The sequence below is a fragment of the Salinicola endophyticus genome, from assembly GCF_003206575.1.
Taxonomy (GTDB): domain Bacteria; phylum Pseudomonadota; class Gammaproteobacteria; order Pseudomonadales; family Halomonadaceae; genus Salinicola; species Salinicola endophyticus.
This window is the reverse complement of record NZ_PZJO01000009.1, coordinates 63769-88176: the sequence shown is the minus strand read 5'-3', so window position 1 is coordinate 88176 and position 24408 is coordinate 63769. Positions and strand designations below refer to the sequence as shown.

Sequence of the window (24408 nt, the reverse complement as noted above, 5' to 3'; positions counted from 1 at the left end):
TGCCAAAGTAACAGGACGTCGTGGGATTTAACGGCCAGTAAACGCAGTCTACTGGGTTCATATCGAAGAATGGGAGATGGCAAGCGAAATAAATATTTGCTCGCACTAATAGACACGATGAGTCTTAATGACAATGAACCGCAAGCAGGATAGGGCGGTGTGGATGACTCCGTGGCCATGTGGCTAAAAAATCAAGGGAATAGTCATGAGCGATCAGTCCTACATTGGTGCGATCAGTGGTTGGGCACCCCCCTTCGCGCCGCGCAACTGGGCCTTTTGCCAGGGGCAGTTGCTGCCCATCAATCAGTATCAGGCGCTCTTCGCCGTCATTGGCACGATCTATGGGGGGAACGGTCAGAGCAACTTCGCCCTGCCCAACCTGCAAGGCCGTGTGCCCATCGGGGAGGGGCAGTCGCCAGGCACTTCGACTTATCAATTGGGGCAAGGGGGCGGGCAGGAAACCGTGACCCTGACACAACTGCATATGCCCGCTCACAACCATGCCGCCACGGTTTCGGCCAGCGCCTCCTTGCCGGCCAGTAGCGCGGCTGCCACCACGGCCACGCCGACAGCTGACACCGTATTGGCCAGTGCCACTGGCGCCTTGGGTCGAGAGTCCGTCGATGTGAAGATCTACGCGCCGACGCCTGGTTCGGTCAGCCTACCTCTTAGCACGACGGCCTCCGTGACCGTGGGTAACGCGGGTGGCAGTCAGCCGTTCTACATCCTCCAGCCCTTCACCGTCATCAACTACATCATCTGCCTGCAAGGCATGTTTCCCCCACGCGACTGATGGCTCGAGGAGTATTGCAATGGATATCGACAGCTATATGGGGGTTATCGCCCCCTTTGCCGGCAACTTCGCGCCGCGCGGCTGGATGATCTGTAACGGACAGCTCTTGTCGATTGCCCAGTACTCGGCGCTGTATTCGCTGTTGGGCACGATCTATGGCGGGGATGGCCGCACCACCTTTGGTTTGCCCAATCTCAACGGCAGAGTGGCCATGGGAGGCGGTCAATATCGGGAGGGTGCTATGGGCGGGACGGAGAGAACCACGCTGCAATATTATAACCTGCCTGTGCACGAGCACGCCGGGACTGCCCATGCGGACGTTACCTGGCAGGCAACAGCGACGCCAGCCGATGCTAGCCAGGCCTCGGCGAACGCCACGCTTGGGCAGAGCGTGGGTGCTTCTGGCCGTGATCCGGCAACGGTGCAGATCTACGCGCCGGCGTCAGGCACGGTAGGGCTGCCTGCGCAACTGCAAGTGGGTGCGCAACTGGCTGTCAGTGGTCAGAACCAGTCCGTGGACATCCTGCAGCCGGTATTGACGTTGACGCAGTGCATCTGTATCGAGGGGATCTATCCCCCTAGGTCGTGATCGCTCGCCACTATCAGGCCTAGTTGAACTGGGCCTGATAGTGGCGCAGGCCGTCCCCCGGGGAGACGATCTGGCTCAGGTAGAGCAGGTATTCAAGACCGCTCGCGCTCTTGAGGCGGTACTGGGCCTCCAGCAGCATGACGTTCATGGGGCTGGTGAATATCAGCGCGAAAGGTTGGCGGTGACCACCGTTCGTACCCGTGCCCTCCACCAGTTTGTGAAGTGTCAGTTGCACCGGGTCGGGCACGGTTTCTGCTGTGAACACCTGGCCGATTTCCGCATTGAACGCTTCGGCTGTCAGGCCTTGGGTGTCGATGAGCATGCAGTCACTCTTTTTATGTATTACATAGTGGGATGGAGGCTTTAGCCATGACAATAAAGTATATCAGCCCATGGCCGAGATAAAGGCTATCGCGAACCTGCAGCGCCGCGTTGCCAATGAGACCGATGGCCCGTGGTTACGTCAACTCTTCGCTCAGTTGCGCGGGTTATTGCCGGACTTGCAGGCCACCTGTCCTGAATTACTAGAGCAGCAGTGGCAACTACAGCGCCGAGTTTTTGCCAATCATTATCCGGATGCTCGCACGGAGGTCGTACTGATCGACGCTCAGCCTGTCGGGTCGCTCACCTGGCACGAGGGGGCGATATCCATTCGCTTGCTGGATATCGGCCTGGAAGCGCGCTACCGCAGGCAGGGTCTGGGCGAGCGACTGCTGAAGGAGCTGATCGACTATGCCGATCTGCAGGGCAAGGCGCTGGAGCTGGCGGTGATGCGGCATAATCCCGCGCTGCGCCTGTACTTGCGCTTGGGGTTTTACGTGCAATCCGGTGGGCAGGACGATGTCCAGCTACAGATGCGTTGTGAGCCACAGCGATCGCGCTGATCCCGCTTCAGAAACCGCTTTCCCGCACACCGAGCGCCGCGATCCGCCGCCAGGCAGCGCCCAGCAGGGACTGATGCTCACCCTCGAGCAGCACCATGCCTCGCAGGGGATGATCGGGGTGGGTGGATTCACCGAGCAGCGACAGGCGGACTCCATACTGTGCCTGTATGGGCTCGGCGTGGTGCTGGGCGTCGCGGCGCACGGCGATGGGGCCGCCGTGGTCCGAGCTGAGTGCTTCCTGTTCCAGGTAGGCGACGCCGGTGGCATCCACGTCGTCCAGGCGTACCGGCATGGCAGAGCGCATCGGGTCATCGGCGATGAAACGCCCGCTGTTGCCGGCCTCGACCCGCCAGAGATTCTCTTCTGCCAGGTAGCCGCGCAGGCGCAGCCCGGGTTCGACGATACGTGCCAGCGACTCGGCAGGATGCAGCCAGCGGCCCACGCTCAGGTCGCGTTGCAGATCGCGCACCACGCCGGCCTGGGGTGCCCTCAGTTGCAGGCGCTCACGTTGCGCGGCGAGGCCACGGTATTCGGCCACGGCCTCGGCCAGGCGCTGTTCGAGAACGCCGGCATCGGCTGCCGTTTCGCTGCGAGCCGACAGACGGCGCAGCTGGAGCTGCAGAATCTCTATCTCGCGGCGGCCGATGGCTTGACGCGAATCCAGATCGGGTGACGCCAGTTCCATGATCAGGTCGCCGGCCGCGACAGGCTGCCCATCCTGTACGTGCAAGGCCTTCAGGCGTGCGGCCACCGGGGCGTGCAGGGCGTGGGTGCGGGAGGCTTCGAGCAGGGCGGGTATCTCCACCGAGCTGCGCCAGGGCACGACCAGCACCAGCAGTATTGCGCCCAGCCCCAGGCCGGTGAGCAGCGTCTTGCGTGGGTCGGCCTGCTCGCGGCGTTGCCACCACTGCCTCAGTTCACGCCAGATCGGCAGGCCGATGAACCAGAGCAGTTCCACCAGCATCAGAAAGATGCCGAGCACCTTGAAGAATAGGTGATAGACCGCTAACGCGATGCCGAGGAACAGGATTGCGCGCCAGATCCACGCGCCATAGCCCCAGATCAACAGGCGTTTGCGCATGGCCGGCGTCCAGGGCTCGGGCGCCGATTCGCCATAGCCGAACAGCGCTTCACGCAGGCGCCAGCGGCACAGGGCGAAGGCGCGCTGCTGCAGGTTGTCCACACCCCACAGATCGCTGATCAAGAAATAACCATCGAAGCGCATGAAGGGGTTGAGGTTGATCACCAGGGTGGTGATCCAGGTGGCGCTGGCCAGCATGAAGGCCGAGGTACGCAGTGGGCCATCGGGCAGTAGTGACCAGGCCAGCAGCGCCAGCACCGCCAGCAGCAGCTCAGCGAGCACGCCGCCGGCGCCGATCAGCAGGCGCGAACGACGCTCACGCACCCGCCAGGCATCGCTGACATCGGTATAGAACATGGGCAGCATGACCATGAAGGCCAGCCCCATGCTCTGCACTCGACAGCCCGCGCGTTTGGCCATGAAGGCATGACCGAACTCATGGCAGAGCTTGGCGAAGGTCAGCGCCACGCCGAAGGCCAGGGCGCCGCCGAGGCTGAACAGGTGCGGGAAGGTGGTGAGAAAGCGCTGCCAGTCGCGGATCACCAGGAACAGGCCCAGGGCGAACACCAGCGGCAGCCCCCAGCGCAGCAGCCAGGGGCCGTGGCGTTCCAGCACCGGCCAGGCACGATTGAGAAAGGGGTCCGGGCGCCACAGCGGTATGCGGAAGAACAGGTACTGGTGCAGCACCCGCTTCCACGGGCTCTGGCGTTGGGCGGCGGCTTTCATGGCATAGCTGGCACGCTGCTTGTCATCCAGGGCGGCGACCAGATCGTGCTGGCTGAGAAAGCTCAGCATCTCGGTCAACTCGTCTGTACCAAGGGGCAGGCCGGGCTCAGCGTTGGCTGCCGCCAGCACGCGCTGTGGCTCGCCCAGCGCCCAGTGGCGCAGCAGGCGCACGGCAGCGGCGCCGAGCTTGAAGTAGCGCCCGCGTAGCGGGTCGGCCAGTGTCCACTGCGGCGCGCCATCGAGGCCGGGGGCGGCCGGCGAGAGCTGCAGGTCGGGGCGCAGCGCGGGCAGCATCACAGACCCAGGCTCTGGCGTGCGGCGGCCAAAGGCCGGCGCAGGAGGTAGTAGGCCAGCGGCGCGCGGTCGCCGAACAGCTTGGCGGTGCCGCGCAGGCCGATACGTGGCGATGCTGCGATGAAGGCGGCATCGAGACGATAGGCCAGCTGCCCGGCAGCGGTGCTCTGTGCCTCATAGGCCGCGCGCTCCAGCCGCGCCGTATGACGGTGTAGCGGGTCGCTGTCGAGGAACAGCGCCACCTCGGCGCCGGGCTGCAGGGCGATGGCATCCCCCACCGGCAGCTCGATGCGCAGTTCGGCCCGGTTCGGGTCGGCAATCTGCATCAGCCGCTCGCCGGTCTGGATCGGTTTGCCGGTCAGGCGCTCGGCGTCGGCGAACACGGCGATCCCCTCGCGTTCGGCGCGTACCTCGCTGCGTGCCAGCAGCTGCTGGGCATAGTCGCGCTCGGCGCGTTTCTGCTCGACGCGCGCGGCCAGCAGATCCAGGCGGGCGCTGGACTCGGCATCGACGAAAGCGCGCTGGCTGTTGGCCTTGAGTTCGGCTTCGGCCACGTCCAGTGCGCGTTCGGCGACATCGGCCTGGGCCTTGAGGCTGGTGGCCTCGAAGCGCACCAGCAGGTCGCCAGCCGCAACGCGCTGGTTGGGTTTGACCAGGAACTCGGCGATCACGCCATCGAGTGGCGCGGCCACCACGCGACCGCCCAGCGGTACCACCTCGGCGGGGGCCAGCACCGACTGGCGTACCGGGATCAGCAGCAGCAGGCAGAGTGCCGCCGCCACGGCCAGCAGCTTCTTGCGCGGCCAACGCAGGCGCCAGGACTTACGCGGTTGCAGCGCCAGCCAAGCGTGGGCATAGGTGTCTGCCAGCTGGGCCAGCAGGGCGTGCTCGGCGTCGTCGAAAGGCCGGTCACGGGCCAGCCACAGGCCGCCGAAGATGTCGCCGCTGCGATTCTTCAGTGGCAGCCAGTAGGCGTGCGGGGCGGAGAGAGCGTTCATGTCGAGACGTATCTGCTCGCCTAGCTGAGCGGGGTCGACGTTATGGCTCTCGTCCAGTCGATTTTGCTTGTGCAGGGCCCCGACCGCACGCTCGACGAAGGCGACGAAGGGAGCGTGCGGCTCCACCACGCTGACGCCGGTCAGCGCCCGCACCTTGCCGGCGATCAGCAGAGCGGCGTGACGAAAGCCGAACAGCGCCTGGCCGTCATTGACCATGGCGAAAGCCAGCTGTTCGGTGCTTGCGGCTTTGCGCGCTTGGCGTTCGAGGCCGAGGAACTGCGCGAAGACGCGCTCGGGTGTGGCTGGAGACACGCTCACGGCGACGCCTGGAACCGTGCCGTGCCGCTCATGCCGGCCAGCAGGCCCTTGGCATTCTCGGGCAGGCTGCCGATCAGCAACAGGGTCTGGCTGCCCTCGTCGATACGCGCGCCGAGGCGTTTGATCTTGGCCACGAGGGGGTGGCCGGTCTCGTCGGGGATGAAGTCGAAGGTCTGCCCCGGTTGCAGGCGACTGAGCCAACTGGAAGGCACCAGCAGGTAGATCTCCAGCGTGCTGTTATCCACCACCTCCAGCAGCGGTGTGCCGCTGGCGACGCTCTCGTGGGGCTGCGCGCGACGCCGCACTACATTGCCGGCGAAGGGCGCGGTGACGCTGCAGCGCTTGACCTGCACCTGATACACCTGGGTCTCTGCCTGGGCCTGGGCCTGACGGGCTTCGGCCAGGGCCACTTCGAAGCGTCCGACCGAGTTGAGGGCAGCAAGCTGCTTGTTGTGATTCAGTTCTTCACGGGTGGCGCGGGCGGCGGCCTGGGCGGCATTGAGCTGAGCCTGGTAGGCGCTGCAGTCGAAGCGTGCGAGCAGATCGCCCTTGGCGAAGCTCTGGCCATCGCTGTAGGGCATCTCGACGATACGCCCAGCCAACTCGCTGCTGATCACCGCATGATTGTGGGCGCGCAACACGCCGCGTACCTGGCGCTCGCCGTCGCTGGTGGTGTTGTCGAGGGGGCCAAGCAGCGAATCCTCGGCCCAGAGCGCAGGGCTCAAGCAGAGCGCGAGAAGACCGAGAGTCAGCCAGCGGGCAGAGCGAAGCAGCATGTCACACATCCTTGCCTGATAGATTCGTAGTCTATGGCAGGGGAAGGGGGTGGCAAATTCATCTAAAGACTACAAAAAAGGGGGTTATTCGTCGTGTTCGTGAGGGGTGTTCAGGTCGAAAGTTTCAGATGCCTTGAAAATCGCCAGGCGTGCTTCGAATGTGTTCCTGGGCGCGCAGCTGCCGCCGTTCGGTTCAGTGCCGGGTGCCCGATCTCGGGCTCCCGGCGTGAACTCGGGCAGCTATCGCGGAGACCGGGCGACTGGGGCGGATGCCTAAGCGCTCACTCCAGATCCTCGTCGAGCTCCTCGGCGGCATCCTCGTGGGACATGCGCAGGCCGTTCGGCGGCAGCGGCATGTTGTCCAGCGTTACCGTGCCCTCGGCGCCGAGTTTGATTCGGCCTTCGAGGAACCAGCGCACGGCGATGGGGTAGATCAGATGCTCGCGGGCATGGACCTTGTCGATCAGGGCGTCGAGATCCTGTCCGGGTTCGACCTTGACCGCGGCCTGGATCACCACCGGTCCGCCATCCAGCTCTTCGGTGACAAAGTGCACGCTGACACCATGTTCGGCGACGCCATCGTCCAGTGCGCGCTGGTGCGTGTTCAGGCCCTGATAGGCGGGCAGCAGCGACGGGTGGATATTGAGCATCCGCCCGCGGTAGTGATCGACGAACATCGGCGTGAGAATGCGCATGAAGCCGGCCAGCACCACCAGATCGGGGTCGTGGCGATCGATCACCTTGATCAGCGCGGCGTCGAAGGCCTCGCGGGAGTCGTACTCCCGGTGCGGCAGCGCCACGGCATCGACACCGGCATCCTTGGCCCGCTTGAGCCCGTAGGCGTCGGCCTTGTTGGAGACCACCGCCACGATCTCGCCGCCCAGCTCGTCATGCGTCTGGGCATCGAGCAGCGCCTGCAGATTGCTGCCGTTGCCGGAGATCAGCACGACCACGCGGGGCTTCTCGGCGGCCGCGGCCTCGAAGTCGTTCAACGTGTCCTGATGGGAGGAAGGGTGCTCTGCGCTCATGCCGGCAGGTTCTCCAGCTGCACGGCGTCGTCACCCTCGCCGCGGGTGACGATCTCACCCAGGCGATGGACCTGCTCGCCGGCCTGTTGCAGGTGGGCGATGGCGGCGTCGGCCTGGTCCGCCGGCACCACTACCACCATGCCGATACCGCAGTTGAGCACCCGGTACATTTCGTGCTCGGCCACGTTGCCCTGCTGCTGCAGCCAGTCGAACACGGCCGGGCGCTGCCAGGTGGTGACGTCGACCCGCGCGGCGAGGTCGTTCGGCAGTACCCGTGGCACGTTCTCGAGCAGGCCGCCACCGGTGATGTGCGAAAGCGCGTGCACGGCCACGTCGCTGTCGCGAATCAGCGAGAGCAGCGGCTTGACGTAGATGCGGGTCGGCGCCATCAGCAGGTCGGCGAGCGGCTGGCCCTCGAGGGTGGCATCGAGCTGGCCGCCGCCCACTTCGAGAATCTTGCGGATCAGCGAGTAGCCGTTGGAGTGCGGCCCGGAGGAGGCCAGGCCCAGCAGCACGTCGCCGGCAGCGACCCGGCTTCCGTCGAGAATCTCGGATTTCTCCACTACGCCGACACAGAACCCGGCCAGGTCGTAGTCGCTGCCTTCGTACATGCCCGGCATCTCGGCGGTCTCGCCCCCCACCAGGGCGCAGCCGGCCTGGCTGCAGCCCTCACCGATACCGGTCACCACGTCGGCGGCGATATCGACATCCAGCTTGCCGGTGGCGTAGTAGTCGAGGAACAGCAGTGGCTCTGCGCCGGCGACCACCAGATCGTTGACGCACATGGCGACCAGGTCGATCCCGATGGTGTCATGCTTGCCCAGGTCCATCGCCAAGCGCAGCTTGGTGCCGACCCCGTCGGTGCCGGAGACCAGCACCGGCTCGCGGTAGCCGCTCGGCAGCTGGCACAGCGCACCGAAGCCGCCCAGGCCGCCCATCACTTCCGGCCGCGAAGTACGCTTGGCCACGCCCTTGATCCGCTCGACCAGCGCGTTGCCGGCATCGATGTCGACACCCGCGTCCCGGTAGGTCAGGGAGGGGGAGCTGGACGAACGGGGCGCGTTCGAAGAATCGGGAGAGGAGCGCGTCATAGGGGACCTTTCTCGCGGAGCCGGGGAGACGCTGCGGGTGACTCAGCGTCCCGCCAATGAATGGGGGTGATGTTCAGCGGGGCGCATTGTAGCATTGCCTACATCCTAGCGGGCAGTCAGGGAATGGCGAGAGCGCGATGAGTAAACTACAGATAGGCGGGTTGATCGGTGCCGCGCTGGCCGTCTGGCTGCTGGTGCTGCTCGAGCCGATCCTGATGCCGTTCTTCGTCAGCCTGATCCTGGCTTATCTGGGCGATCCGGTGACCGACTGGCTGGAGGCGCGGGGGCTGTCGCGACGGCTCTCGGTGAGTCTGGTGTTTCTGCTGCTGGCGCTGGTGATGGTCGGCAGCCTGCTGGTGCTGCTGCCGATGCTGGGGCGTCAGCTGGGGCAGCTGCTCGCAGCGCTGCCCGAGGTGCTCAACTGGGTGCAGACGACGGTGCTGCCGGAAGTGCGCGAGCTCACCGGCGTCGATTTCAGTGCTGACTTCGATCAGCTGCGCAACGCCTTGATGAGCAACTGGCGCGAGACCGGTACTTACGCCGCGGCCTTTCTCGCCCAGGCCTCGCGCTCGGGGCTGGCGTTCGCGATCTGGATCGGCAACCTGGCGCTGATTCCGGTGGTCACCTTCTATCTGTTGCTCGACTGGGATCGGCTCAAGGGCTACGTGCGCGAGCTGCTGCCGCGGCATGTCGAACCTCGGGTCACGGCGCTGGCGGTGGAGTGCGACGAGGTGCTCTCCGCTTTCCTGCGCGGCCAGCTTCTGGTGATGCTGAGTCTGGGCGTGATCTACGCCGTCGGTCTGAGTGTGGTGGGGCTCAAGTTCGGACTGCTGATCGGCCTGATGGCAGGGCTGGCGAGCATCGTGCCCTATCTCGGCGTGATCGTCGGGGTGCTCACCGCCGGGGTGGTGGCGTTCTTCCAGTTCGGTGAGTGGCTGCCGCTGGTGGGCGTGCTGGTGGTGTTCGGTATCGGCCAGGTGGCCGAGAGCACGCTGCTGCAGCCGCTGCTGCTGGGCGACAAGATCGGCCTGCATCCGGTGGCGGTGATCTTCGCCGTGCTCGCCGGCGGACAGCTGTTCGGCTTCACCGGCATCCTGCTGGCACTGCCGATGGCCGCGGTGATCATGGTGCTGCTGCGCTTCGCCTACCATCGCTATCGCCACAGTCGCCTCTATGATCGGGCGCGGGTCGAGGCGCCGGCGGAAGGCTGGGACGGGGAGCAGGAGAGCTGATGCGCCCGGGACCTTCACAGCTGCCGCTGGGCGTTGGTCTACGCGACGACGCCACCTTTGCCAACTATTTCCCCGGCGACAACGCGCCGCTGGTGGCTCACCTGGCGTCACAGCGGGAGAGCGCCGGCGAGCCTTTTCTCTACCTCTGGGGAGGCAGCGGGGTAGGCTGCAGCCATCTGCTGCAGGCGGCCTGCCATGCCGCCGACGCCGGTGGCCAGCGCGCGCTCTACCTGCCGCTGGACGCGCTGGGGCACTTCCCGCCGGATATCCTCGAAGAGCCCGAGCGGCTCGATCTGCTAGCGATCGACGACCTGCAGCTGGTGGTCGGGCGCAAGCGCTGGGAGGAGGCGCTGTTCCACGGCTTCAACCGCCTGCGTGACGCCGGCAAGCGGCTGGTGATCGCCGCCGATCGCTCGCCGCGTCAGCTCGATATCAAATTGCCGGACCTGGCCTCGCGCATGACCTGGGGCATGGTCTTTCACGTCCAGCCGCTGGACGATGCCCAGCGACTGGGCGCGCTGCAACTGCGCGCCCGAGTACGCGGCATGCAGCTGCCCGACGAGGTCGCGCGCTATATCCTGCATCGCGGCCCGCGCCAGCTCGACCAGCTCTCCGAGATTCTGGCGCGCCTGGATCGCGCCTCGCTCTCCGCCAAGCGCAAGCTCACCATTCCCTTCGTCAAGCAGGCGCTGGAGTGGTGACGCCTACCGCGCTGTGTGTCGCTGACATGGGGCGTTCGTCGCTCCGGATGTCAAAGTTTAATTAAGTTCTGTGTGCTGCCGCCGATATTGGGGCTGGCCCGTGCTCCTACTTGCATGAGGCACCCCACGTATCACGACAGAACTCTCGGCAGGTCGCAATGGCGCTCTCAGGGAGTTCCCGCTATGGCCAGGAGGGCCATCATGAGCACATCGAACACTCCCTCGCGCCGTCTGGCGTTTAGCCTGCAGACCAAGGTCCTTGCCTTGGTATTGATACCCCTACTGCTGCTCAGCGTACTGTTGGTCACTTTCAATATCTTCAAGACGCATCAGGCCAGCGGTGCCGCTCTGGAGTCGCAGCGTCAACGCCTGACATCCGACCGCGAGCAAGCGGTGAGGTATGTGGTCGAGACGGCCAAGTCGGCGATCATGCCGCTGGTCCAGCACCCGCCCAACGGCGATGTGGCGGCGGCAAAACGCCAGGCCGAGGCGCTGATTCGGGCTATTTCGTTCGAGGGCGACAACTACGTCTTCGTCTACGCCTACGATGGCACCAATCTGGTCCAGCCGCGCCAACCGCAACTCGAAGGCAGTGACATGAGCCAGGTGCGCGACGCCGAAGGCAACCACATCTTCTCGCATATGCTCGAGACCGCGCGTCAGGGCGGAGGCATCTATCGCTATCTGTGGCGCAACCCTGCCACCGGTGCCGACGAGCACAAATACTCCTACGTCGAGGGTATCGATGCCTGGGGATGGGTGATCGGTGCCGGCGTCTACGCCACCTCGATCAATCGGGAAATTGAGAGCGCCGAGGGTGAAGCCACTCAGCATCTGCAGGCATCGATCTGGGAGTCGATGTTGCTCGGCGGAGCCGCGATGGGTATCGCGGCCCTGCTCACGGTCTGGCTGGTGCGGCGGCTGCTCGGCCCGATCCGGCGTACCGCCGCGGCGATGGGCGATATCGCCAATGGCCAGGGCGACCTGACACGCCGCCTGAACGTCGACAGCCGCGACGAGGTGGGTGAGCTCGCCACCCAGTTCAACGCTTTTGTCGGTCGCATGCAGGAAGCCCTGCGCGACGTGCGCTCGAGCACCCGCAGCGTTCATGCAACTTCGTCCCAGATCGCCGATGCCAGCGGTGAGCTGGCGTCGCGCACCGAGCAGTCGGCGGCGAGTCTGCAACAGACATCCGCGTCGATGGAGGAGATCACCACCACGGTGGCGCATGCCGCCGATTCGGCCGCCCAGGCGAGTCAATTGGTGCAGTCGACCAGTCAGGTGGCTCAGGAGGGTGAGCAGGCGATGGCTCAGGTCGAGGCGCGGATGACCGAGATCACTGAGTCGGCGGCGCAGATCGAGGAGATCATCGGGTTGATCGATTCCATCGCGTTCCAGACCAATATCCTGGCGCTGAACGCCTCCGTCGAGGCGGCGCGCGCCGGCGAACATGGACGCGGCTTCGCGGTGGTGGCCAACGAGGTGCGCTCGCTGGCGGGGCGTTCGGCAGAGGCGTCGAAGAGTATTCGCGAGCTGATCACACGTTCGGCCGAACATACCCGCAGCGGCAGCGAGCTGGTGAATCGGGCCGGGACCACCATGCGCGAGATCGTCAACAGTGTGAACCGGGTCACCGATGTCATCGGTGAGATCAGCGCCGGGGCCAAGGAGCAGAACAGTGGCATCGCTCAGATCAATACCGCGGTAGCGGAGATGGATGCGATGACCCAGCAGAACGCGGCCATGGTGCAGCAGTCGGCAACCGCAGCGTCCGACCTGCAGCAGGAAGCCCAGCGCCTGCGCAGCCTGGTTGACACCTTCGTGCTCGGCGGGGAGGGCGCGATTAAAGCATCGGTGTCAGGGCCGAGAGCTGCCCGCGCTGAATTGGTCACGCTGAAGAGAGAAGGCGCCGGCGCCGAGGGTGAGTGGGAGACATTCTAAGCGCTGTCTGAAGAAACGGCGAGCGATGGCAGGACCGGGGCGCGTAGCTAAGGCGAAAATTGACGACAGACGGACCGTGCTGGCGCTCCCGTTTACGAGATGTAAATGAGCATATTACTCGCTCCGCTCGCCCTTCGGGCCGTCCTAAGGACGTTCTGAACGTTGTTCAGCGAGTCAATGTTTAGCGCCGTATGGGCGAGCGCAGGCCTTTTTCAGATAAAGCGTAGCGCGGCGCCAGCCAGATTCACCTGTGAGTACGGAGAAAGGACGGCCCCGTCGCGCTGTCGGCGGGCGTGTCTTGTCATCGTGGTGTCCAGGTCGATGTCGAGCAGGTATTTGCCGCCGCCTGGCAGGTGCATTCCGATATACAGGGCGCGGCAGAATGGTGGCCTGGGGCAGGGGGCTAGCGACTAAAGTTGATTCAAGTTAAATCAATGGTCACCGATATCGACCTTGGTGGGCGCGTGATTCTGCCGGGTTGAATCGTTTGGGTGTGTCGTTAGCGGCGAGGGATCGGATTCTGGCCGGGAGGGTCACGCGTCGCTGGATCTCACTCGATAACTCCAACGACCGAGAGCGTACGCATGAAGGCACCCTCCGTTTTGCACGCCAGACACGCGTTCAGCCTGCAGACCAAGATCGTGGCGCTGACGCTGATACCGCTGTTTGTCATCATCGTGGCGCTGGTGAGCGTCAATATCGTCTCCAACCTCAATGACAGTCGTCGAGATCTGGCCGAGCAGCGGCGATTGTTGATCGACAGTCAGGTCAAGGCGGTCAAGGGCATCGTCGATCTGGCCAAATCCGCCATCACGCCGCTGGTCGAGAACGCCGGCAGCGATCCTCAGGCCGCCCAGACCAAGGCGCGCGATCTGCTGCGCGGGCTCTCCTTCGACGGCACCAACTACATCTTTGCCTATACCTTCGATGGCACCAATCTGGTGTTTGCCCCCGACACCAAGAAGGAGGGGACCAATATGCTCGGGGTGACGGACGCCGATGGTAACCATGTCATCGCCGACCTGATCCGGGTCGCCCAGCAAGGCGGGGGACGCTACAGCTATCTGTGGCCCAATCCCGGCACCGGCAAAGTCGAGCGCAAATACTCCTACGCCGAGAGCATCGACGGCTGGAACTGGATGATCGGTGCCGGCATTTACGCCACCTCCATCGATCAGGCGATGGCGGCGGCAGAGGTCAAGGCGGCGAGCAATCGCCACGCCATGCTGTGGCGCTCGTTGCTGCTGGGGGCCGGGGGTGTGCTGCTGGCGGCGCTGATCGCCAGCGTGCTGGTGCGGCGGTTGCTAGGTCCGATTCGGCGCACCGCCGAGGCGATGGGGGATATCGCCAGCGGCCAGGGCGATCTGACCCGCCGCCTCGCCGTCGATAGCCGCGACGAGGTGGGCGAACTCGCGACCCAGTTCAACGCCTTCGTCGGGCGCATGCAGGAAACACTGCGTGACGTGCGCTCGAGTACCCGCAGCGTTCACGCAACGTCGTCCCAGATCGCCGATGCCAGCGGCGAGCTGGCGTCGCGCACCGAGCAGTCGGCGGCGAGCCTGCAGCAGACCTCCGCCTCGATGGAGGAGATCACCACCACGGTGGCACATGCCACCGATTCCGCCACCCAGGCGAGTCAACTGGTGCAGTCGACCAGCAATGTGGCGCAAGAGGGCGAGCAGGCGATGGCCCAGGTCGAGGCGCGGATGAGCGAGATTACCCAGTCGGCGGCGCAGATCGAGGAGATCATCGGGCTGATCGATTCCATCGCCTTCCAGACCAATATCCTGGCGCTGAACGCCTCCGTCGAGGCGGCGCGCGCCGGTGAGCACGGGCGCGGCTTCGCGGTGGTGGCCAGCGAGGTGCGCTCGCTGGCGGGGCGTTCGGCGGAGGCGTCGAAAAACATTCGTGAGTTGATCAAACAGTCGGCCGAGCATACCCGCAGCGGCAGCGAGCTGGTGAATCGTGCCGGAACCACCATGCGCGAGATCGTCGACAGCGTGAACCGGGTCACCGATGTCATCGGTGAGATCAGCGCGGGAGCCAAGGAGCAGAACAGCGGCATCGCTCAGATCAATACCGCGGTGGCGGAGATGGACGCGATGACTCAGCAGAATGCCGCCATGGTGCAGCAGTCGGCGACCGCAGCGGCCGATTTGCAGCAGGAAGCCGAGCGCCTGCGCGGCCTGGTCGATACCTTTGTGCTCGGGGAAGACGTTGCGGAGGAAGCGGTTGTGGCACCCGATACTCAGCCGAAATCCGCCAACGTGCAGCCGGCATCGCTAACGGCCAAGCGCAGTCACCAAGACGAAGAGGCGTGGCAGACATTCTGATCCGAGGGTAGATCTTAGGTTCTGTACGAAAAGTCAGCGAGCGAAGGCAAGACAAGGCAAAAATCGGCGAAAACGCGGGGGGCAAATGAGCATTTTACTCGCTCCGCTCGCCCTTCGGGCCGTCCTTCGGACGTTCTGAACGTTGTTCAGTGAGCCGATTTTTAACGCCGTATTGCCGAGCGCAGGTAGTTTTCGTACAAAACCTAGCTCGAGGGGCGGCCAGTGGCCGCCCCTTGCGTTTGCCTGCCGAGTCTGTGAATCAGGTCTGACTCTTGGCTCCGAGTCAGACCGGCATGTCGACCCGTGATCGATCGCTATGGCGCTGGCGGCATGCCCGCCAGGCAAGGAGTATCACCAGCCGAGCTGGTCGCGCATCCGGTAGTACCAGGCGCCCAGGGCCGTCAGCGGCACGCGGAAGAGGCGGCCGCCGGGGAAGGGGGTGTGCGGCAGGTTGGCGAAGGCGTCGAAGCGCTCGAGCTCACCGCTCAGCGCCTCCGCCATCAGGCGTCCGGCCAGATGGGTGCAGGTCACGCCATGCCCGGAGTAGCCCTGAGCATAGTAGACGTTGTGGTTGATACGGCCGAACTGCGGCAGTCGGTTGAGTGTCAGCAGGAAATTGCCGCTCCAGGTGTAGTCGACCTTGACCCCCTTGAGCTGGGGAAAGGTCTTCTCCAGATTGGGTCGGATCACTGCTTCGATACTCGCCGGGTCGTGGCCGCCATAGGTGACACCGCCGCCGTAGATGAGCCGGTTGTCGGCCGAGAGGCGGTAGTAGTCGAGCAGATAGTTGCAGTCCTCGACGCAGGCGTCGTTGGGCAGCAGCTCGCGGGCGGTATCGGCGTCCAACGGCGCGGTGGCCAGCACCTGGGTGCCGCAGGGCATGCTCTTGCCCTCGAGCTCCGGCAGCAGGCCATTGAGATAGGCGTTGCCGGCGACGATCACGCGTTCGGCGCGGATCTGCCCCTGGGCGGTGCGTACCATCACCGGATCGCCGTGCTGGATCTCGACCACCGGCGAGTGCTCGTGGATCACCCCGCCGAGGGATTCGAAGGCGGCGGCCTCGCCGAGGACCAGATTGAGCGGGTGCAGATGCCCGCCGGAGTGATCGAATAGCGCGCCCACGTAACGTTCGGAGCCGATCTCGCGGCGGTAGCTCTGGGCATCGAGCAGCTCGAGCTGGCGGTGGCCGTAGCGCTCCCACAGCGCCTTGTGCTCGACCAGCCCCTGCATCTGCTTGTCGCTGCAGGCGGCGAACAGGTTGCCCTCCTTGAGATCACAGCGAATGTCGTAGTCAGCAATGCGCGAGCGGATGATGCGATTGCCTTCGAACGCCATGCTGCCCAGCGCCTGGGCGGTGGTCTGGCCATACTTGGCCTCGATCACGTCCATGTCGCGGCTGTAACTGTTGACGATCTGCCCGCCATTGCGCCCCGAGGCGCCGAAGCCAATGCGTGTCGCCTCCAGCACCACCACACGCAGGCCCCGCTCGGCCAGATGCAGTGCCGACGAGATACCGCTGAAACCGCCGCCGATCACGCACACATCGGCGCTGATCTCGCCATGCAGCGGCGGGCGTTCCGGGGCTGGGTTGGCGGAGGCGGCGTAGTAGGAGTCGACATGCCGATCAGGGAAGGTCGCAGCAGAGGCTTGGGGCACGATGGCGGGCTCGCGTGTTGAATTTATTCGACGAATGAAAAGAGGGTAGCCGGTCGCGCTGCGCGGCTCAACCGCCACTGCCCGGATAGACGCAGACCGCGCCGACAGAAGCTGCCGGCGCGGTGGGAGGGAGCGGGGCGAGCGGGGGCGTCAGGCGCCGCCGGCGCTCTGCCACTGGGGCTCGCCATTACGCATGGAGACGCGTTCGCCCTGGGGTTTCTTGTCGAGCTTGGCCTCGTGGACTTCACCGTCGTAGCGATAGCGCACGTCGTAGCCGACGGTCTCCTGTTTGGTGTCCTTGACCGTGTTGCAGCGCTGTTCGGTGGTGGTGTAGGTGTCGCCTTGCTGCATCTGTCCCTGGACCTGATTGCCGGCGATACCACCACCCACTGCACCGGCGGCCGTCATGATTTTCTTGCCACTGCCGCCGCCGAACTGGTTACCCACCACGCCGCCGACGATGGCGCCGATGGCGGTGCCGGCGATGCGGTGCTCGTCCTGCGCCGGGCGGCGATGGGTGACGGTCACCTCGTGGCACTCCTGACGCGGGGTCTCGGAGGTCTGGGTAATAGGATCGACGCTGATGATGTCGGCGTACTGCGGCTGGCTGTCACCGGACTGGTAGGCACCAATGGCAACGCCGCCGGCGACGCCGAGGGCGGCGATGACACCGCCGATGATGATCGATTTCTGCATGAGTTTGCTCCTCTTGCGGACCGGCTCGTGTTCCGTCGAGCCAGGGACGGAAACCTCGCGGTTTGCGCTGATCCCAGGTACTGGTAGCGAGTGCTGACAGTGACTACTGATAGTGAGTACCACTGGCGAGGGACGCGCTATCTATGCGCGTGTCGTTCGTCGCTCACGTCCAGGTGAGCCGACGCGCCAGGGGCGACGTCCTTGTCCTGTTGGCGGCGCACCGCCTTCCTTCGGTGGCAGCGGCGTGGGAGACGCCACCACTCGATAGGCTCAGTGTAGGTCGGGCGGCGACGAAGAGAAGGGTGCAACGGATTGTTGAACGCTGTTTTCATATTGACAAACAGGCGTCTGCAGATCGCGACACTTGGTGTGAAAGCCCCGTCTGGCGGGGCTTTTAGCGGTTGAAGGCGAGTGCTCGGGCGCGCGCCTCAGCGGCTGCGCGCCTCGTTGGCCAACTGCTGGAGCAGCTGCAATTGGTCGCCCTTCAGTTGTGGTGCTGGCGTCAGCTTGGCGCGCTGGGCGTCGCTCAGCTGCGAAGCCTCACGCAGATCGGCGTCGAGCAGTGGCAGTGCCGCCTGGTTGGGCGTGCGGTAGTAGGCGTAGGTCGCCGAGCGTGCGGCATTCTCCGGGCGCAGCATGAAGCTGATGAAGTCGCGCGCCAGCTGCGGATGGGGCGCACGCTTGGGGATCACCAGCGTATCCACGCCGAGCTGGGACCCCTCTTCCGGAATGAAGAACTTGAGCTTGCCATAGGTCTCCGGTGCATCCGCCTTGCGATAGTCGAGATCGCCGCTGTAGGTGACAGCGGCACGGGTCACGCCGCGGGCGATCTGGTCGATGGCCGCGGTGCTGTCGGCGAAGCCGCTGAAGTTGGGGCGATGCAGGGTCTGGCTCACCAGCTTGGCGGCGGCGATCCAGGCGTCGCGTTGGGTGCAGTCGAAGCCCTGGCCCTGGTAGGCGCAAGCCATGCCGAACAGCACCTGCGGGTCGCCGCCGAGCAGCGCGAAGGGCTGGTCCGGATTGATCTCGGGGTCGAGCAGCAGCGACCAGGAGTGGGCCGGGTCGGGGAATACCGTGCTGTCGTAGACGATCCCGGTGACGCCCCACAGGTAGGGCACGCTGTAGGCGTCCTCGGGGTCGTAGCTGGGATGACGGAAGGCCGGCATCAGGTTGTCGCGCCCCTCGATGCCGTCGCCCAACGGCTGGATCAGGCCGGCCGCCGCCAGCCTTGGCACATAGTAGTCGGTGGGCACTACCACATCGAACTGGGCGTCGCCGCCGGCGACCAGTTTGGCGAACATCTCGGCGTTCGAGGTGAAGTAGCTCTGCACCACCTCGACGTCGTACTGCTGCTCGAAGTCCTTGATCACGCCGGGGTCGGCATATTCGGTCCAGTTGAAAAGGTAGAGCTTGTCCGGCGTCTGAGCCTGGACAGCGGCGCTCAGCGTCAGGCAGAGCGTACTCAGGCAGAGGGCAGCGGTCGGGCGCATGCGGTGTCACCTCGTGTCGAGGCGGCCGCGCGACGCAGCCAACAGTGTGTCGCGCGGCCGCCGGTGGGGGTCAGACCCGCAGCAGCAGGTGCTCGCGCTCCCACGAGCTGATGACCCGGAAGTAGGCCGAGTGCTCGGCGCGCTTCACCGCCAGATAGCTACGGGTAAAGCGTTCGCCCAGCAGGTCTGCCAGCGGGGCGCACTCGCTCAGCGCATTGAGCGCCGGGCCGATGTCGTCTGGCAGGGTATGCCCCATCGACCAGGCCGAGCCCGTCAGCGGCGGGCGCGGCTCGATCTGCGAGAGCATGCCGAGATAACCGCAGGCGAGGGAGGCCGCCATCACCAGATAGGGGTTGGCGTCGGCGCCCGCGAGGCGGTTCTCGACCCGCGTGCCGGGCGCCGGGCCGACCGGCACGCGCAGGCCGACGGTGCGGTTGTCGTAGCCCCACTCGGTGTTGATCGGCACCGAGCTGTTGCTGCCGCCAGGCATCAGCCGGCGGTAGGAGTTGACGTTGGGGGCGAAGAACGGCATGGCCGAGGGCAGGTACTGCTGCAGCCCGCCGATATAGTGGTGGAACAGCTTGCTGGGGGTACCGCCGCTGCCGGCGAACAGGTTTTCGCCGCTGTCGCGGTCGAGCAGGCTCTGATGCAGATGCATCGAGCTGCCGGGTTCGTTGGCCATCGGCTTGGCCATGAAGGTGGCGTACATGTTGTGGCGCAGCGCGGTCTCGCGCAGGGTGCGCTTGAAGATGACCACCTGGTCGGCGAGACGCAGCGGGTCGCCGTGGCGGAAATTGACCTCCATCTGACCGGCACCCTCTTCATGGGTCAGGGTGTCGATATCCAGCTGCTGGGCTTCGCAGTAGTCGTACATCTGCTCGAACAGCGGGTCGAACTCGTTGACCGCGTCGATGGAGAACGACTGGCGGCTGCTCTCCTGGCGTCCCGAGCGCCCGATCGGCGGCTCCAGCGGGTAGTCGGAGTCGGTATTGGTCTTGACCAGGTAGAACTCCACCTCCGGCGCGATGATCGGCTGCCAGCCGCGGGCCTCGTAGAGCGAGAGAATGTGCTTGAGCACATGGCGCGGCGAGAGCTCCACCGGTTCGCCGTTCATGTAGAGGCAGTCGTGGATGATCTGCGCCGTGGGGTCGTCGGCCCAGGGCACCAGATAAGCGGAGTCGGGGTCCGGCACCAGCTGCATGTCGAGCTCGGCCGGGTTCCAGAAGCGGATATCGTCGTCATCGGGATAGCCGCCGGTGACCGTCTGGATGAAGATCGAGTCGGGCAGGCGGGTGTGCCCGCCACGCAGATACTTGCCGGCGGGCATGATCTTGCCCTTGAGGATACCGGTGAGATCGGACACCAGGCACTCCACCTCGGTGATGCCGTGGCGGCTGAACCACTCCTCGAGCACGTGATGCGGTGTTTCGCTCATGACGCTGTCCTTGTGGCGCGCTCGGCGCCGTCTGGGAGACCGCCGACGCCGATTGGCGCCGACGGGTAACGCTTGCTTACCGCGACTGCACTTCCTGCCACAGCTGCTGGAACAGTTGCAGCTCCTGGCCGCTCAGGCTGGGCGAGAACTTCAGACGCGCCAGGTCGGCCTCGTCGGGCAGCGCCGGGGGCTGGGTCAGGTCGGCGTCGAGATAGGGCTGTGCGGCCTTGTTGGGACTGGCGTACTGGACGAAGTTGGAGAGTTCGGCGCCGACCTTGGCGTCGAGAATGAAGTTGATGAACTTGTGCGCCAGTGCCGGGTGCGGTGCCTTGGCCGGGATCATCATGTTGTCGACCCACATCTCGGTGCCTTCGTCGGGGATCATGAAGGCGATGTGCTTGAACGCTTCCGGGTTCTCGCGCTTCTGCTGCAGATAGTCACCGTTGTAGGAGATGCCGGCGCGCACCACGCCGCGCTGGATCTGCTGCAGTACCGGCGTGCCGTCGGTGAAGCCGCTGAAGGTGCCGCGGTGCTTGGTGTCGAGGATCAACTTGGCCGCCGGCTTCCACGCCTCGGCCCCGGTGCAGTCGTAACCCGAGCCGAGATAGGCGCAGGCGGCGCCCATGTTGACCTGGCCATCGCCCATCAGGGCGAAGGGCTGGTCGGTATTGACCTTGGGATCGAACAGCAGCGACCAGCTCTTGGGGGCGTCGGGGAAGACGTTGGTGTCGTAGACGATACCGCTGGTGCCCCACTGGTAGGGCACCGAGTACTGCGCGCCCGGATCGTAGCTGGGGTCGGCGAACTGCTGCATGACGTTGGACAGGTTGGGAATCTGCGACTTGTCGAGCTTCTGCACCAGGCCGCTGTCGATCAGGCGCGGCACGTAGTAGTTGGAGGGGACGATGATGTCGTACTGGGAAACCCCGCCGGCATTGAGCTTGGCGGTCATCTCCGGTAGCGAGTTGTAGTAGCTCTGGATCACCTCGACCCCGTACTTCTTCTCGAAGGCCTGGATGATCTTGGGGTCCATGTACTCCGTCCAGTTGAACAGGTACAGCTTGTTGGCGTCCTGGGCGAAGGCCGAGCTCGCCAGCAGCATGCCGCCCAGGGTCAGGGCGACGCGGGTTGTGATTGTTGTGCGCTTCATCGACGAATACCTCCGGGTGATGTCGATACCGGGCCCGGCGGGGCCCGACGAAATCGTCAGATCGCATGCGCCGGCTGCCTGGGCGCCGGCGCGCGATGTCAGTGCTGCTTGTGTCGGTTGAACATGAGGCTCAAGAGTGCCGCGATCAGCACCGCGCCGATCATCAGCGTGGCAATGGCGTTGATCTCCGGCGACACGCCGCGGCGGATCGCTCCCCAGATATAGATCGGCAGGGTGGCGTTCTCGGGGCCGGCGTTGAAGAAGCTGATCACGAAATCGTCCACCGACAGCGTGAACGAGAGGAAGAAGGCGGCGATCAGCGATGGCTTCAGCGTCGGCAGCAGGAAGAAGCGGGCGCGCTGGAACGGCGAGGCGTAGAGATCCTTGGCTGCCTCGAACAGCGTCGGGTCGAGGCCGACGAAACGCGAGTAGACGATCAGCGCCACGAACGGAATCTGGAAGGTGACGTGGGCGATGATCATGGTCAGCAGGCTGGGGCCGAGGATGCCGAACTGGCGGTCGATGCTGATGAAGAACGCCATCTCCGAGATCCCGAAGACGATGTCCGGCATCACGATCGGCAGATAGATCAGCACGATCAGCCAGCCGAGTTTGCGCGCCCGATGGCGGTACATGCCATAACCGATCAGGGTGCCGATGCCGAGCGCCAGGGTCGAGGAGGCGATCCCCAGTACCAGGGTGTTGCTGAGCGCGCTGAGCAGCTGGTCGTTGTGGATCAGCTTGTCGTACCAGCGCAGCGAAAAGCCAGCGAAGTAGGCCGAGCTGTTGGCCGCGTTGAACGAGTAGAACACGATGACCGCCAGCGGCAGGTAGAGGAAGGCCATCACGACCCACCAGAACAGGGTCAGGCCGCGGTGAAAGGCGCCACGTCTCATATCACCACCTCCTCACCGCCGCTCAGGCGCTTGCCGATCCGGCGCATGGCGAACAGCCCGCCGAAGGTGGCGAGCAGCATGATCAGTGCCCCCGCCGCCCCCAGCGGCCAGTTGGAGCCGCCGGCGAACTGGCTGGCGACCAGGTTGCCGAGCATCATGGCGCGGCCGCCGCCGAGCAGCTCCGGCACCACGTACATGCCGAAGGCGGGGATCGACACCAGCACCGTGCCGGCCAGCAGTCCCGGCAGGGTCTGCGGGAAGACCGCCAGCCAGAAGGCACGCAGCGGCGAGGCGTAGAGATCCCGCGCCGCCTCGACCAGGGCGTAATCGAGCTTCTCGAAGGCGGCGTAGAGCGGCAGCACCATGAACGGCAGGAAGTTGTAGATCAGCCCCAGAGTGACCGCGAAGTTCGACGGATAGAGCCCCATGTTGGGGCCGATCAGGCCGAAGAACTGGGCCAGCTCGGCCAGCGGCGTGCCCGGCGAGAGCAGGTTCATCCAGCCGAAGGCGCGGATGACCTGATTGGTCCAGGAGGGCACCACCACCGCCAGCAGCATCAGCGCACGCCACTTCTCGCGGCTGATCGAGATGCGATAGGCGAGCGGGTAGGCGACCAGGATCACCAGGCCAGTGGCGAGCAGGGTCTGCCACAGCGAGCGCAGCAGGGTATAGAGATTGCCCGGACTCCAGCCGAGGAAGCCGAAGCCGGCGAGCTGGCTGAAGGCGTCCAGGGTCAGCGGCATCTGCGGCTGGCCGTAGGGGCCATTGGTCATGAAGGCGACGCCGATCAGATAGAGGCTCGGCAGCACCAGGAAGACGACGATCCAGATCACGCCGGGGGCGACGCTCCACAGCAGATGGCGCGTATCCGGCGACAGCGAGCGGCTGTGGGCGGCCAGCGGATAGGGGGATTCGGGCTTGCTCATGCGCGTCTCCTCAGGCGTCGAGCCTGACGATGTCTTCAGGGCAGATGCTCACCGTTACCCGGTCGCCCACCGCGTGCAGGCGCTGGCCGAGGTTGCTGGCGGTGGCCAGCAGCACCACGCCGTCGACCTCGAGTCGGTACTCCACCCGGCTGCCGCGGTAGAGGCGCTCGCGCACCACGCCTTCGAGGGCGTTGTAGCCCTCCGGCACCTCCGGTCCCAGTTCGATCACCTCCTGGCGGATCAGCAGCATGCCGTGGCGTTCGTGCTCCGCCAGTGGCTGCTCCAGGCGCAGCTGGCCCAGTGCGGTGGTCACCCTGTCGCCGCTGACCGAGTCGATCTCGAACAGGTTGACATGGCCCATGAAGCGGGCGACGAAGGCGTTGATCGGATGCTCGTAGACGGTCTGCGGTGGGCCCACCTGCTGGATCACGCCGCCATCGAGGACGGCGATCCGATCCGACATCACCATCGCCTCTTCCTGGTCGTGGGTGACGAAGACGAAGGTCATGCCGAGGCGCTTCTGCGTCCGCTGCAGCTCCACCTGGAGCTGATTGCGCAGGCCGGCGTCGAGCGCCGACAGCGGCTCGTCGAGCAGCAGCACATCGGGTTCGCAGACCAGGGCCCGGGCCAGGGCGACGCGCTGACGCTGGCCGCCGGAGAGCTGGTTGACGCGTCGCTCCATCAGCGCGCCGAGCTTGATGAAGTCGGCGATCTCCTGCACCCGGCGTTCGCGCTCGGCGGCCGCCACGCCTTTCATGCGCAAACCGAAAGCGATGTTGTCATGCACCGAGAGATGCGGGAACAGGGCATAGGACTGGAATACCGTATTGACGCTGCGCAGATGCGGCGGGGTCGTGGTGACGTCCTTGCCGCCGATGGTCAACGAGCCCTCGTTGGGCGCTTCGAGCCCGGCAAGAATCCGCAACAGCGTGGTCTTGCCGCAGCCGGAGGGGCCGAGCAGGGTGAAGAACTCGCCGGCGTGAATGTCGAGATCGACACCATCGAGGGCGACGGCGTCGCGCCCGAACCGTTTGTGCAGGTTGCGCAGGGCGATCGCCGAGGCGTCACGCACCCGTTGGGTGTCGACGGCGTCGGGCTCGGCAGAAGGAGACACAGTCATAGGTCGCGAGATTCCCATACCCGGTGGTCGAGGCTGTCGACGCCGGCGCGGCTGGCCCGCGCGAGGCGGGCGGCATGGCGGTGGCGCGACAGGACGAAGCGTAACCCAACGTTAGCCGCGATGCAGCGGGGAACTGCGCCAATCTCGCCGAGGCTGGCGCGGTGTCGCAGCGTGGGCCGGGTGGGTGAGACGGGGCGTTGTGATTGTCATGCCGTTCTCCTGGGCCTGTGTCCGGTGAATGTGCGTGGCGGGTA

Annotated in this window: 21 protein-coding genes; 7 read left to right on the top strand and 14 right to left on the bottom strand. The window is 65.2% G+C overall.

The features are described 5' to 3' along the window. The first annotated feature begins 205 nt into the window (after positions 1-205). Together DOM66_RS16625 and DOM66_RS16620 are read left to right on the top strand one after the other, a co-directional pair. Positions 206-793, top strand: coding sequence for a phage tail protein (locus DOM66_RS16625; RefSeq protein ID WP_110690927.1), 588 nt, complete (start codon positions 206-208; stop codon positions 791-793). A 19-nt stretch (positions 794-812) separates the two neighbouring features. Beyond that, positions 813-1382 carry a phage tail protein gene (locus tag DOM66_RS16620; protein WP_110676779.1) on the top strand — a complete coding sequence of 190 codons (570 nt, stop codon included), beginning with the start codon at positions 813-815 and terminating at the stop codon, positions 1380-1382. A gap of 19 nt (positions 1383-1401) precedes the next feature. On the opposite strand, the gene DOM66_RS16615 is transcribed toward DOM66_RS16620, so the two are convergent. Continuing rightward, complete coding sequence (locus tag DOM66_RS16615; protein ID WP_110690926.1) at positions 1402-1704, bottom strand: DUF6916 family protein; 303 nt, start codon at positions 1702-1704, stop codon at positions 1402-1404. 70 nt (positions 1705-1774) lie between these two features. Between DOM66_RS16615 and DOM66_RS16610 the strand changes: the two genes are divergently transcribed. Next, positions 1775-2266 (top strand): GNAT family N-acetyltransferase, encoded by a 492-nt coding sequence (locus DOM66_RS16610; RefSeq protein WP_110676776.1) that lies wholly within the window; start codon positions 1775-1777, stop codon positions 2264-2266. A 7-nt stretch (positions 2267-2273) separates the two neighbouring features. Here the strand turns inward: DOM66_RS16610 and DOM66_RS16605 are convergent, their stop codons facing one another. The 5 genes from DOM66_RS16605 to purM form a co-directional block, all read right to left on the bottom strand. Next, complete coding sequence (locus DOM66_RS16605) at positions 2274-4367, bottom strand: efflux RND transporter periplasmic adaptor subunit (RefSeq protein ID WP_110690925.1); 2094 nt, start codon at positions 4365-4367, stop codon at positions 2274-2276. Next, positions 4367-5683 carry an efflux RND transporter periplasmic adaptor subunit gene (locus DOM66_RS16600; RefSeq protein ID WP_110690924.1) on the bottom strand — a complete coding sequence of 439 codons (1317 nt, stop codon included), beginning with the start codon at positions 5681-5683 and terminating at the stop codon, positions 4367-4369. The genes DOM66_RS16605 and DOM66_RS16600 overlap by 1 nt, the downstream gene beginning before the upstream one ends. Beyond that, positions 5680-6459 (bottom strand): efflux RND transporter periplasmic adaptor subunit, encoded by a 780-nt coding sequence (locus DOM66_RS16595; protein WP_110676770.1) that lies wholly within the window; start codon positions 6457-6459, stop codon positions 5680-5682. The genes DOM66_RS16600 and DOM66_RS16595 overlap by 4 nt, the downstream gene beginning before the upstream one ends. A 281-nt stretch (positions 6460-6740) precedes the next feature. Then, on the bottom strand, positions 6741-7487 hold the full coding sequence (gene purN / locus DOM66_RS16590; RefSeq protein WP_110690923.1) for a phosphoribosylglycinamide formyltransferase: 747 nt from the start codon (positions 7485-7487) through the stop codon (positions 6741-6743). Continuing rightward, positions 7484-8578: a phosphoribosylformylglycinamidine cyclo-ligase gene (gene purM, locus DOM66_RS16585; RefSeq protein WP_110690922.1), complete on the bottom strand. Its 1095-nt coding sequence runs from the start codon at positions 8576-8578 to the stop codon at positions 7484-7486. Before purM ends, purN begins: the two co-directional genes overlap by 4 nt. A 137-nt stretch (positions 8579-8715) precedes the next feature. Between purM and DOM66_RS16580 the strand changes: the two genes are divergently transcribed. From DOM66_RS16580 to DOM66_RS16565, 4 genes are all read left to right on the top strand, one after another. Continuing rightward, positions 8716-9810 carry an AI-2E family transporter gene (locus tag DOM66_RS16580; RefSeq protein WP_110690921.1) on the top strand — a complete coding sequence of 365 codons (1095 nt, stop codon included), beginning with the start codon at positions 8716-8718 and terminating at the stop codon, positions 9808-9810. Continuing rightward, positions 9810-10511: a DnaA regulatory inactivator Hda gene (gene hda, locus DOM66_RS16575; protein WP_110690920.1), complete on the top strand. Its 702-nt coding sequence runs from the start codon at positions 9810-9812 to the stop codon at positions 10509-10511. Before DOM66_RS16580 ends, hda begins: the two co-directional genes overlap by 1 nt. 201 nt (positions 10512-10712) lie before the next feature. Next, entirely contained in the window at positions 10713-12452 is a 1740-nt protein-coding gene (locus DOM66_RS16570) for a methyl-accepting chemotaxis protein (RefSeq protein WP_188115208.1), read from the top strand. Positions 12453-13036: 584 nt separating this feature from the next. Beyond that, positions 13037-14785 (top strand): methyl-accepting chemotaxis protein, encoded by a 1749-nt coding sequence (locus tag DOM66_RS16565; RefSeq protein WP_110690918.1) that lies wholly within the window; start codon positions 13037-13039, stop codon positions 14783-14785. A 351-nt stretch (positions 14786-15136) separates the two neighbouring features. Here the strand turns inward: DOM66_RS16565 and DOM66_RS16560 are convergent, their stop codons facing one another. The 8 genes from DOM66_RS16560 to DOM66_RS16525 all read right to left on the bottom strand — a co-directional run bounded on the left by DOM66_RS16560 (position 15137) and on the right by DOM66_RS16525 (position 24154). Next, entirely contained in the window at positions 15137-16444 is a 1308-nt protein-coding gene (locus tag DOM66_RS16560; protein WP_407071991.1) for an NAD(P)/FAD-dependent oxidoreductase, read from the bottom strand. A 147-nt stretch (positions 16445-16591) separates the two neighbouring features. Continuing rightward, on the bottom strand, positions 16592-17137 hold the full coding sequence (locus tag DOM66_RS16555) for a glycine zipper 2TM domain-containing protein (protein ID WP_110676756.1): 546 nt from the start codon (positions 17135-17137) through the stop codon (positions 16592-16594). 428 nt (positions 17138-17565) lie between these two features. After that, entirely contained in the window at positions 17566-18627 is a 1062-nt protein-coding gene (locus DOM66_RS16550) for a polyamine ABC transporter substrate-binding protein (RefSeq protein WP_110676754.1), read from the bottom strand. Positions 18628-18697: 70 nt separating this feature from the next. Further along, on the bottom strand, positions 18698-20062 hold the full coding sequence (locus DOM66_RS16545) for a glutamine synthetase family protein (protein ID WP_110676752.1): 1365 nt from the start codon (positions 20060-20062) through the stop codon (positions 18698-18700). A 76-nt stretch (positions 20063-20138) separates the two neighbouring features. Continuing rightward, the gene (locus tag DOM66_RS16540; protein WP_110676750.1) at positions 20139-21212 is read right to left on the bottom strand and encodes an ABC transporter substrate-binding protein; all 1074 of its coding nucleotides are present in this window, start codon (positions 21210-21212) and stop codon (positions 20139-20141) included. Positions 21213-21310: 98 nt separating this feature from the next. Continuing rightward, positions 21311-22108: an ABC transporter permease gene (locus DOM66_RS16535; RefSeq protein WP_110676748.1), complete on the bottom strand. Its 798-nt coding sequence runs from the start codon at positions 22106-22108 to the stop codon at positions 21311-21313. Then, on the bottom strand, positions 22105-23034 hold the full coding sequence (locus DOM66_RS16530) for an ABC transporter permease (protein ID WP_110676747.1): 930 nt from the start codon (positions 23032-23034) through the stop codon (positions 22105-22107). The genes DOM66_RS16535 and DOM66_RS16530 overlap by 4 nt, the downstream gene beginning before the upstream one ends. A gap of 10 nt (positions 23035-23044) precedes the next feature. Continuing rightward, entirely contained in the window at positions 23045-24154 is a 1110-nt protein-coding gene (locus DOM66_RS16525; RefSeq protein WP_232825258.1) for an ABC transporter ATP-binding protein, read from the bottom strand. Between the last annotated feature and the right edge of the window lie 254 nt (positions 24155-24408).